Below are 12,076 nucleotides of genomic sequence, written 5' to 3' on the forward strand. Positions count from 1 at the left end.
GTTTTTAGTCGAATAAATCCCCTATTTAATGTATTATTTAGTTTGATTTATCGCATTTTTAGGAGCGCTATAAAAAACAACCTCCGCCTTAGCATGCTTTATTTCAGCCCAGCTGGCTATATTAAATTTCAAAACGGCACAGCCACAAGTGGGCATATTGAGTATGCTTTCCGAAGCTAACTCATTAAACAATTCTGTAAAAGAAGGATTATGACCAAACAACATACATGTGCTATCTGTATTGTCAAATCTACTTACTAGCTGTACTAATTTTTGCGCACTACTTTCGTATATCGTTTCCTCTATATGAAAATTGGACGTTTTTAATTTAAATGTTCGTTTAAAAATTAATGCTGTTGTAATTGCCCTTACTGCAGGACTTGTGTAAATAGCATCTAGAAATATTTTTTGCTTTTGCAGCAAGGTACTCATCAAATAGGCCGACTGATAGCCTCTTTCATTCAAAGGTCTGTCGATATCATTTAATGCAGGAATACTCCAATCTGATTTTGCGTGTCGAACAAGAATAAGGTATTTCATCAGAATCAACTACCCGCCTTTCCCTACTTTTATCTTATCTCCAGGAAGCAACTTGTAATAGGAGCCAAAATTATTCATTTTTTTAAGCTCATCCAACGTAAGATTATACTCTTTAGAAATGCTCCAAAGATTGTCTCCGGCTTTAAGTATATGGTACTTATACTCTCCGGCAACAACAACCTCCGCAGCTTTTGTTGTAACAGGCTTTGTTGCTGTAGTAGAAGCAACGGCTTTTATTGGAGCACTAATTGGATTTTGTGTCAATGATTTATTTGCAGGCATATAAATAGTCAACTTCTGTCCCGGCTTTATATAGGCCGATTTAAGGCTATTCCAACTTTTAATATCTGCTACAGAACATCTGTACTTATTGGCGATGGTGGTTATTTTTTCTCCCTTTCTAACTGTATGGGTTTTCATTTGCTCCTGAGATGCAAGAATAGCTTTGCTAGTAACGGTGTCTCGCTTTAAATAGTCGTAAATAGCTTGTTCATTGGTAATAAACGATCCTATTTTGGCAGACGGCAAACAAAGCGTGTATGGCTCGCCATTTGAAGGAGGAGAGGGAATAAAATTTTTCTTGTAACAAGGATTTAAATACTGAATCTCGTCAATAGGCATATTCAATACAGAAGAAAGTTGCCCAAATGTAATTGCCTGCTTTACTGCAACAGTATCCACCTGAAAAAATATTTTCTTTGGAATTGCAGAGTAAATATTGTGTTCTGCAGTATAATTCATTACATAGTTGGCAGCAATAAAAGCCGGCGCGTAACCTTGCGTTTCTTTTTGCAAAAAAGGCCTTATTTCCCAATACGTTTTTTTTCCTCCAGATCTACGAATAGCTTTGTTTACTGTTCCAGGACCTCCATTGTATGCGGCTAATACCATTTGCCAATCACCAAACAAGCCGTACAAGTATTTTAAATATTGACATGCAGCTTCGGTAGATTTATATACATCACTACGTTCGTCAACATAGGACGTTACATTCAAATTGTACATTTTTCCTGTATAGTACATGAATTGCCAAAGTCCACATGCTGCAGCTCTTGATTTTGCTACAGGATTTAATGCAGATTCAATAACAGCCAAGTGTTTCAATTCTAAAGGCATATTGTGTCTATCTAATGCTTGCTCAAAAATTGGATAATATAGTTGAGAAAGAGCCATTATTCTAGATACTAATTCTCGCTTTCGTACAGTATAAAGTTCAATATATCCCTTTACAGCAGGGTTATATTGCAAGTCAAACGGAGATTGTGCGTCTAGCTTGGCAAGTCTGGCTTCATATACAAACTCATCGTATCTAGGCACTGAATCCTCTGAAAAATGGTACTTGTTGTATCTAGGAAAAGGGGGCTTCGCTAAACTGCGGTCTAAATAATTTACTGCATCTAGGCTGTCTAACATCTCTGCAATTGGATCGTCCTTAAAGCTGGGAGTTACCTCAAAAGTAGAGTATTGAGCTTGTAAACCTGTATTTACAGCCAACAGAATATACAGCATGTGTATATAGAATTTACCTAAAAAATTGAATCGTACCATAAGCTACTTTTAATATAACGAAATTTATGGAAATATGTTACAAAATCCTGTATCAACAAGATGCAAAAATAGTAGGCTTCTTTAGAGTTGTGTAGCTACTAGTTATTAACTAGTAATTGTTAATGAGATAGTTGGAGAAGGCAAGCAGACCTCGCTCGTCAAATTTTTTGCCAATTACCTGAATCCCAAAAGGCAAGCCATTGCTGTGCTTTCCCATAGGTATCGAAATAGCAGGCATTCCGGTATGATTAGCCAATACGGTAAAAATATCTTCTAAATACATGGCAATCGGATCTTGCGTATTCTGACCAATTTTAAATGCCGTGCCGGGAGTAGAAGGTAAAATAATATAATCCGAAGTTTCAAAAACCTTGTTCAATGAGTCTGTTAAAACCCTACGTACTTTTTGTGCTTGCGCATAATAGGCATCGTAATAGCCGGCACTCAGCACAAATGTACCCAACATAATTCTGCGTTTTACTTCTTTGCCAAATCCTTCGGTGCGCGACTTTTTATAAGTGCTATCTAAATCCGTTGCTTGCTTACTTCTGTATCCATAATGTATACCATCGTAACGCGCTAAGTTAGAAGAGGCTTCCGCAGTAGTCAATACGTTATAAGTTGGAACTAGATAATCTAAATAAGGAAAATCAACAGAAGATACGCTATGATTAGCTTGTTTTAATTTAGCTAAAACATCTTCGATACGCTTTTTTATTTCAGGGTTTAAACCACTGCTATTTAAGCAATCTGCCAAATAAGCCACCTTTACCTTCGAACAGTCGTCAGCGATATGAGTACTGTACTCTTCCACTTTTTTTTGAGATGCAGTACTGTCATACTCATCTGCCCCGGAAATAACTTCCATTATTAAAGCAGCGTCTTCTACACTTTTTGTAATAGGTCCAATTTGGTCGTAGGAAGATGCATATGCAATTGCTCCATATCTTGAAACTCTCCCGTAGGTGGGCTTTAAGCCAACTACTCCACAAAATGATGCAGGTTGTCTTATTGAACCTCCTGTATCTGTTCCCAGCGAGGCATGACATAGATCCGCAGCTACTGCCACAGCCGACCCTCCAGACGATCCACCTGGAACTCGTTCTAAATCATGCGGATTTAATACATTTCCATAGGCAGAATTTTCGTTTGAACTGCCCATTGCAAATTCATCGCAATTACAACGACCAATAATAATCGCATCTTCTTTTAAAAGACGTTCGGTAACAGTAGCGCTATAAAGAGAGGTGAACCCCTCCAATATTTTAGAAGATGCCGATAACTTGTGATTCTTGTAACAAATATTGTCTTTGATTGATATAACAAGACCGGCAAGCTTTCCGGCTGTTTTTGATTTAATTTTTTCATCAACAATAGAAGCCGCTTGTATTGCTTCGTCAGCAAATACTTCTAAGTATGCATTCAGTTTTTGTTGAGATTCAATGTTCTTTAGGTAATAACTTACCAACTCGGCACACGAAGTTTTTCCGGAGTATAAGTCTTTTTGTATTTGTATTATGGATTGGTATTTACCCGACACACGTATTAGTTTTTTTTATCGGTAGTTGAATCCCCATCTACACCTTTAGATGCATCCTTAAATTCTTTAATTCCTTTGCCAAAACCTTTCATCAACTCAGGTATTTTTCGTCCACCGAATAATACCAAAATAATGATTAAAATAATGATTATTTCTTGTCCACCTAACCCAAACATGCCCAATAAAATTGAAGTTAACATAGTAGTTTATTTTATGTAAATGTATGAAAAAAAAGTACAATATGAGTGGGGTTAGGCATAAAAAGGCAAGAGGGTTAAATTCCGTAGAACTTAACCCTCTTGCAACTTAACCCATGAAAGCAAATCGTTTATATATGGTGTTATATAAGTCAGTATGTCAAATAATCATTAACAATGATTACGATACAAATATACACCTTTTTTTATTCAAGTCAAGAGTATTTAAAATAAAAATATTCTTTTTGACTTGGAGGGGTATAAAAAGGCAAGAGGGTTAAATTCCGTAGAACTTAACCCTCTTGCAACTTAACCCATGAAAGCATCGTATATATAATGGTGTTATATAAGTCAGTATGTCAAATAATCATTAACAATGATTACGATACAAATATACACACATTTTCTTATTTGTCAAGTAATTATTTTAATTTTTTCGAATAAATGTCGTAATATATTGATAATGAGACTAAAAAAATTATATGTTCTTTTGCTCCAAAATCATTTCTCTTAAATTTGGACGTAAACGACTCTTGTAAACCGACAAACAATCTTGCTTTGCTCTTCCTTTTCTAATTTTTCGTTGTTCTTCAATTGGCAATTGGCTAATCTCCATACACTTTGGCGTACAACAGCCTTTCATTTTCTCTTTGCAGTTTTCACACTGAATAAATAGCAAATGGCAATCGTCATTTGCGCAATTGGTGTGTTCATCGCACGGAGCATTGCATTGATGGCATGTGCTTATGATATCGTTTGTAATTCGCTCGCCCAATCGTTCATCAAACACAAAATTTTTACCTATAAATTTAGATGGTAAGTTTTCTTCCTTAATTTGTTTAGCGTAATCAATTATTCCACCATGCAACTGGTTTACATCTGTAAATCCAACATGCTTAAAGTAGGCGCTTGCTTTTTCGCAACGTATTCCGCCTGTGCAATACAGCAATACTTTTTTATCTTTTTTGTCTTTTAGTTTTTCAACTACCAAAGGCAATTCCTCTCTAAATGTATCTGCATCAGGGCAAATAGCGTTTTGAAAGTGCCCTACTTCGCTTTCATAATGATTGCGCATATCTACAACAATGGTGTCGGGCTGTTCCATTGCTTCGTTAAATTCTTTTGCGGTTAAGTGTTTCCCAACGTTCGTTACGTCAAATGTGCTATCATTTAACCCATCAGCCACTATTTTGTTTCTAACCTTTATTGCCAATTTGTAAAACGATTTTCCATCATCTTCTACAGCAAGTTTAAATGGGATATTCTCAAACTCTTTGTGGACGAAAAGTTGTTGTTTAAATAATTCAAGATGTTCTGACGGAACACTCATTTGTGCATTTACGCCTTCGTTGGCTAAGTAAATTCTTCCTAATGCACCCAATGCGCTCCATTCCTTAAACAACTCATCTCGCATCTTTTTAGGGTCGTTAATAATAACGTATCTGTAAAAAGAAAAAGTAGTTCGTTTAACAGTATCTTTTGCTAAACGTTCTTTTAATTCGTTTTTATTTACTCTATTATACAAAAACATGTTGCAAAAGTAAGGAGTTATTTTAAACTTTAACTGATTTTTGTCATCCTTAAAATTTTTTTATGTCAGATAAAATATTGGTAATAGGCTCTTCCGGGCAGATTGGTACAGAGTTAGTAGATAATTTACGTATTAGCTATGGCGCAGAAAATGTTATAGCATCGGATGTTAAGTCTGCGGACACTAACACAGATGGGCTTTACGAGCAATTAGATGTATTGGACAAAGTACGAATGTTGGATGTTGTAAAAAAACATGGAGTTACTGAAATATATGTATTGGCCGCACTATTATCGGCTACTGCCGAAAAAAATCCGATGTTTGCTTGGAAATTAAACATGGATGGCCTATTTAACGTGTTAGATCTGGCAAAAGAGGGACACATTAAAAAAATATATTGGCCTAGCTCTATTGCGGTTTTTGGCCCTAACACCCCTAAACAAAATACGCCTCAATTTACCATCATGGAACCAAGCACTGTGTATGGAGTAAGCAAACAAGCGGGTGAACGCTGGTGCGAATATTATTTTACGAAGTACAATGTAGACGTGCGCAGTTTGCGCTATCCAGGCTTAATAGGCTGGAAATCGGCTCCGGGGGGAGGAACTACAGACTACGCTGTTCATATTTATCATGAAGCGCTTAAAAACAATACGTACGAATGTTTTTTGAGCGAAAATACAGCCTTACCAATGATGTATATGCCCGATGCCATTCGTGCAACCATTAGCCTGATGCAGGCAGATGCAAGCAACGTAAAAATTCGGTCGGCTTACAACTTGTCAGGAATAAGCTTTACTCCTAAGCAAATTGCACTAGAAATTACAAAACATATTCCAAATTTTACCATAACCTACAAGCCTGATTTTAGACAGGCAATAGCAGAGAGCTGGCCACAAAGCATTGATGATGTAAGAGCCAGAGAGGATTGGGGCTGGAAACCGGCTTTTGATTTAACTTCTATGACAGCCGAAATGATTAGTTGTTTAAAAAAACTGTTAATAACTCATTGACAGCAACAACTTTCCTTTAAATTATTCGTATAAATTTGTCCAATATTGTATTTTTATGCCAATGTGTAAACGGCTTATTCTATTATTTGTAATACTATCTAATCTTGTTATGGCTCAATCATTTGAGATCTACAAGAAAGATACTATTAACAAATTAGACTCAGAAGGCAAAAAACACGGATTTTGGATATTTTTTGGCAGAATGAAAAAGCTACCCGGCTATGCAGATGATCAAAAAGTAGAAGAAGGGAAATTTTCTGAAAGCAAAAAAATAGGATTGTGGAAGGAGTATTTTGCTAACGGAAATATAAAAAATAAGATTCCTTACGAAAATGGTCGTCCTAGCGGATATGCGGTAATTTACCATGAAAACGGAAAAATTTATGAAGAAGGATTGTGGAAGAATAATAGATGGATAGGCGATTATAAGTTGTATTACGATAATGGGCAAGTAGCGCAAGAGTTTAAGTTTAACACCTCCGGAAAGCGCGAAGGACCACAAAAATATTATTACGAAAATGGTCAGGTAATGATTGAGGGTAGTTGGCAAGAAGGAAAGGAAGCCGGGCTATTAAAGGAATATCACGAAAACGGGGATATTAAAGCAGAGAAGTATTTTAATGGCGGTGCTATAGATCCAGCAAAAACAAAAACATACGAACCTAAAAAACCTATTGTAAAAGAAGATCCACCACCTCCTGCAGAGTCGCCAAAGGTGGTTCCAAAGCCGGAAGAGAAACCAAATTTACCAAATCAAATATTTACAGGCGAGGGTCAGTGGACATTATACAATAAGAATAAACAAATATCTAAGGATGGCTTTTTCCATAAGGGAAGATTGGTTAATGGTAAGGTTTATTTTTATAGCGAAGACGGAATTTTAATTCGTATAGCTGTGTATAAGGATGGCGGATATGTTGGAGATGCCGTAATCGAGGATAAATAGACTCCTCTGTCTATTTTATTTTTTCAGTTAAAAATTTTTTGAGTAATACAGATTTGAAGATAATTTGTATTTTAACCTACAATCAATTATTGTATGAGTCAACCACTTTATATTTACAACACACTTACACGAAAAAAAGAAGAGTTTAAGCCAATTACACCCCCATTTGTAGGGATGTATGTGTGCGGGCCAACAGTATATAGCGATGTGCATTTAGGTAATTGCCGCACATTTATTTCGTTCGATTTAATTTACAGATACCTATTGCACTTAGGTTATAAAGTACGCTATGTGCGTAATATAACCGATGCAGGGCATTTGGAAGGCGATAGAGATGAAGGAGATGATAAATTTGCAAAAAAGGCTAGGTTAGAGCAATTAGAGCCTATGGAGATTGTACAACGCTACACGGTTGGATTTCATAAAGTAATGGCTCAGTTTAACACCATGCCTCCTAGCATTGAACCAACCGCAACAGGGCATATTGTAGAGCAAATTGAAATGACAAAAAAAATAATTGCGAATGGATATGCCTATGAAGTAAATGGCACGGTTTATTTTGATGTGGAGAAATTTGCAAAAGAACAAGATTATGGAATACTAACAAATAGAAAGTTAGAGGATTTGCTTTCGGGCACAAGAGCATTGGATGGCCAAGATGAAAAGCGTGGAGCATTGGACTTTGCATTGTGGATAAAAGCAAAGCCCGAACATATTATGCGCTGGCCATCGCCATGGGGCGAAGGATTCCCGGGGTGGCACATTGAATGCAGCGCTATGAGTAAAAAATATTTGGGCAACACCTTTGATATACACGGAGGAGGGATGGATTTAGCAGCAACGCATCATACCAATGAAATTGCACAATCGCACGGTTGTAATCAATGCGCCCCTGTTAATTATTGGATGCATACCAATATGCTTACTGTGAATGGTGCAAGAATGGGAAAATCTGCGGGAAATAGTTTTTTGCCGGACGAATTATTTGCAGGTACACACCCCCTGCTAGATAAAGGCTATTCGCCAATGGCAGTTAAATTTTTTATGCTACAAACACATTACCGCAGCACCTTGGATTTCTCTAATCAAGCACTGCAAGCTTCAGAGAAAGGATTTGAGCGATTAATGGCAAGTGTGGAAACATTAAAAAATTTAAAAGCGGCTGCATCGTCATCGGTTGATGTTAAAAAGTTGAAAGCAGCTTGTTACGAAGCTATGAACGATGATTTTAACAGCCCCGTTTTAATTGCTAATTTATTTGATGGAGTTAAAATGATTAATTCCGTTCAAGCCGGTACAGAAACCATATCACATGCGGATTTGGAAGAGATAAAAAAACTATACAATGATTTTATATTTTCTATTTTAGGTTTGTATCAAGAAGATAAAAAACAAAATACAAAACTTGCAGATGATTTGATGCATGTAGTGCTGGAGATACGGCAGACTGCAAAAAACAAGAAAGATTTTGCTACATCTGATTTTATTCGTGATGAATTAGCAAAGCTTTCTATTTCGATAAAAGATACGAAGGAAGGTGCTAAATGGAGTGTAGAGGGTTGAAATTATTGAAATCTTTACTCAAATTGTAATTCTTGTTTTCACAAGAATCACAAAAAAAAGTTTTTATATTTTTCTAATTTGAAATCAAAAACTAAAATAGTAGAACCCAAAAACATTATAGAAGAATCCAGTAATTGGCCTGTTTATATTTTCCTTTTTCTTTTTGGATTTTTGTTGTATGCCAATACCATACCTAATGAGTATGCACTGGATGATGTAGCAGTCATACAACAAAATAAATTTACAAAGCAGGGTATTGCTGGCATTCCGGAAATGCTTACCACCTTTTATTGGCAGGGATTTTGGGATTTGAATGCCGGATTGTATCGCCCTTTATCGCTTATTACATTTGCACTTGATTATCAATTTTTTGGTGAAAATCCCCACGTGAGTCATTTTGTAAATGTAGTATTGTATGCATTTACATTGGTTTTACTTTTTGTTTTCCTGAATAAATTTTTCAAGGGCAATAAATTTTTGTTGAGTTTATTTACTACAGTATTATTTGCAGCACACCCGATACATACCGAGGTTATTGCCAATATTAAAAGTAGAGACGAGCTATTGTGTTTTCTATTTTTCTTGCTGAGTGCAATTCAGTTTTTTGTGTACTTAGACAATTTGAAAACAAAGCAACTTGTTTACTCGTTGATTTTTTATTTTTTAGCGCTGTTCTCAAAGGAAGGCGCAATAGTCTTTTTAGGCATTTTCCCTTTGTTGATGTACTATTATTCAAGTACAAATGCGAAGCAAATACTTGTTAAGGTTTTACCCTATGCTTTTATAGCACTTGTATTTATTGCTATTCACGAGGTTGTAATCAAGAGCGCTGCTACTCCTAAAATAACGTATTCGTTCTTAGATAATGGGTTGGTGGCGGCTCCCAATTACATAAGCAGGATGGCAACTGCAATTTATATGATGGGAAAATATTTATTGTTATTGATTTTTCCGCATCCATTATCGTACGATTATTCATTCAATGAAATTCCAGCCACTTCATTTTCAAATCTGAAAGTGCTTGTAACTGTTGTATTGTATGGCTTTTTTATTTTTTATGCACTAAAAAACATGCAACGGAAAGGTATTGTTGCTTTTGCAATTCTATTCTTTTTAATAACCATTTCACTTACGTCAAATATTTTTATGCTGATTGGAGCAACTATGGGAGAGCGTTTTTTGTATGTGCCCTCCTTGAGCTTTTGTTTGCTAATAGCAATGGGTATTATAAGCGCATTCAAATTAAAAGAAACACAATCTTTGTCGGATGTACTTAAATTAAATAAAGCAGCACTGGCTCTCATTGTTTTACTGTTGGTGGGCTACTCAAGCAAAACTATTTCCAGAAATTTTGATTGGAAGGATAATTATACATTATTTACAAAAGATGTTTTTGCAACTCCGGGGAGCTCCAGAACTCAATACAATTACGGAACAGTATTATTAAATACCAAAGCAGCAAATGAGCAGGACACTCTAAAAAAGAATTTGATACTAGATGCAGCAATTAAGGCATTACTTCGTTCGACTAAAATTGATTCACTTTCGCCTGGTGCATTTTTAAATTTAGCAAGTGCGTATTATACTCGAAAAAAATATGCAGATGCTGCTAATGCTGCGATTATGTGTCTTCAAAGGGACGCTAATGAAGTAAAAGCAAATTCTATTTTAGGGAATGCACAGTACAGATTAGGTAATTTTGATGAGGCTATTAAAAATTTGAATATCTGTATTGATAAAAAATTTGTTTCAGATGAGACTTATAATTTTTTAGGTGGCTCCTATTTTAGCAAACAAGATTTCCCGAATGCAATTGTTGCTTTTAAAAAAGGGTTGGAATACAATTCAAAAAATACAGGCGTGATTCTTAATTTGGGTGCGGCCTATGGGATGATAAGAGATTTTGACAATGCAATAGCAACCTTTAAATTAGGAATAAAAATAGACCCAAAAAACAAACAGTTTTATACTTACACAGCACTTACCTATCAAAATATGGGGATGCTAGATAGTGCAGTTGTATATCAAAATAAAACAGTACTGCGATAAAAGCCCAAAATAAAATTTACTCGACAGTAACCGACTTCGCCAAATTCCTTGGTTGGTCTACATTACAGCCACGCATTACGGCAATGTGGTATGATAACAATTGAAGCGGAACTACAGAAATTAAAGGAACCAATATTTCGTCTGTCTCCGGAATTTCAATGGTGTAATCCGCTAACTCTTTTACAATTTTATCGCCTTCGGTAACAACTGCTATTAATCTGCCTTTGCGTGCTTTTACTTCTTGTATGTTGCTCACTACCTTTTCGTAGGATGCTCCTTTTGTAGCAATAACAACCACCGGCATTTCCTCGTCTATCAAGGCTATTGGACCATGTTTCATTTCGGCAGCAGGATAGCCTTCTGCATGTATGTAAGATATTTCTTTTAATTTTAAAGCGCCTTCTAATGCAACAGGGAAGCTGTATCCACGACCCAAGTACAAGAAGTTGCGGGCATCTTTAAATATATCGGAAATATATTTTATCAAATCGTTTGTCTTAAGCACTTTCTCTACTTTTTCCGGAATAGATTCTAACTCGCTTATTAACTGGCGGTATCTTGATTCGGAGATTGTGCCTTTCTTGTAGCCTATTCGCAGCGACATTAACGTAAGTACTGTCACTTGCGCTGTAAATGCTTTGGTTGATGCCACACCAATTTCCGGACCGGCATGTGTGTACGAGCCGGCATGAGTTGTACGTGCAATAGAAGATCCTACTACATTACAAATTCCAATGATTGTTGCTCCTTTTGATTTTGCCAATTCTAATGCCGCCAAGGTATCTGCAGTCTCTCCAGATTGTGATATCGCAATAACAACATCGTCTTCGTATATAACAGGGTTTCTGTATCTAAACTCTGATGCGTACTCTACCTCAACAGGTATTCGCGCCAAATCTTCTATTAAATACTCTGCCACCAAACCCGCATGCCAAGAGGTTCCGCAGGCAACTATCAAAATTCTTTTTGCGTTTATTATTTTTTGCTCATACTCTGCAATACCACCCAAGGTTACAACACCTTGCTGAGAGCTCAATCTCCCTCTCATGCTATCTTTAATAGAACGGGGCTGCTCGTATATCTCCTTTAACATAAAGTGAGGAAAGCCACCCTTTTCTATGGCTTCGAGTTGTACTTCTAACTCATGTA

The 12,076-nt window shown here is 36.3% G+C and carries 10 protein-coding genes; 4 read left to right on the forward strand and 6 right to left on the reverse strand.

Annotated features, from left to right (window positions below; genetic code table 11):
* Positions 1-33: 33 nt before the first annotated feature.
* From J0M08_09370 to J0M08_09390, 5 genes are all read right to left on the reverse strand, one after another.
* Complete coding sequence (locus tag J0M08_09370; protein MBN8703264.1) at positions 34-540, reverse strand: histidine phosphatase family protein; 507 nt, start codon at positions 538-540, stop codon at positions 34-36.
* A 9-nt stretch (positions 541-549) separates the two neighbouring features.
* Positions 550-2,049: a transglycosylase SLT domain-containing protein gene (locus J0M08_09375; protein ID MBN8703265.1), complete on the reverse strand. Its 1,500-nt coding sequence runs from the start codon at positions 2,047-2,049 to the stop codon at positions 550-552.
* 148 nt (positions 2,050-2,197) lie between these two features.
* A complete protein-coding gene (gene gatA / locus J0M08_09380) occupies positions 2,198-3,607 on the reverse strand; it encodes an Asp-tRNA(Asn)/Glu-tRNA(Gln) amidotransferase subunit GatA (protein MBN8703266.1) in 1,410 nt (469 codons plus the stop codon).
* A gap of 26 nt (positions 3,608-3,633) precedes the next feature.
* On the reverse strand, positions 3,634-3,828 hold the full coding sequence (tatA, locus tag J0M08_09385; protein MBN8703267.1) for a twin-arginine translocase TatA/TatE family subunit: 195 nt from the start codon (positions 3,826-3,828) through the stop codon (positions 3,634-3,636).
* Positions 3,829-4,303: 475 nt separating this feature from the next.
* The gene (locus J0M08_09390) at positions 4,304-5,356 is read right to left on the reverse strand and encodes a rhodanese-related sulfurtransferase (GenBank protein MBN8703268.1); all 1,053 of its coding nucleotides are present in this window, start codon (positions 5,354-5,356) and stop codon (positions 4,304-4,306) included.
* Between the two features lie 62 nt (positions 5,357-5,418).
* Here J0M08_09390 and J0M08_09395 point away from each other — a divergent pair, with 62 nt between their 5' ends.
* The 4 genes from J0M08_09395 (at position 5,419) to J0M08_09410 (ending at position 10,927) form a co-directional block, all read left to right on the forward strand.
* On the forward strand, positions 5,419-6,369 hold the full coding sequence (locus J0M08_09395) for an NAD-dependent epimerase/dehydratase family protein (GenBank protein ID MBN8703269.1): 951 nt from the start codon (positions 5,419-5,421) through the stop codon (positions 6,367-6,369).
* Between the two features lie 109 nt (positions 6,370-6,478).
* Positions 6,479-7,315, forward strand: coding sequence for a hypothetical protein (locus J0M08_09400; protein MBN8703270.1), 837 nt, complete (start codon positions 6,479-6,481; stop codon positions 7,313-7,315).
* A gap of 93 nt (positions 7,316-7,408) precedes the next feature.
* Complete coding sequence (locus tag J0M08_09405; protein MBN8703271.1) at positions 7,409-8,878, forward strand: cysteine--tRNA ligase; 1,470 nt, start codon at positions 7,409-7,411, stop codon at positions 8,876-8,878.
* A 78-nt stretch (positions 8,879-8,956) separates the two neighbouring features.
* Complete coding sequence (locus tag J0M08_09410) at positions 8,957-10,927, forward strand: DUF1736 domain-containing protein (protein MBN8703272.1); 1,971 nt, start codon at positions 8,957-8,959, stop codon at positions 10,925-10,927.
* Between the two features lie 16 nt (positions 10,928-10,943).
* Here the strand turns inward: J0M08_09410 and glmS are convergent.
* Positions 10,944-12,076: glutamine--fructose-6-phosphate transaminase (isomerizing) (glmS, locus tag J0M08_09415; GenBank protein MBN8703273.1), on the reverse strand; the 1,133-nt coding region annotated here is incomplete at its 5' end.

It is taken from the genome of Bacteroidota bacterium (genome assembly GCA_017303975.1).
Taxonomy (GTDB): domain Bacteria; phylum Bacteroidota; class Bacteroidia; order JAFLBG01; family JAFLBG01; genus JAFLBG01.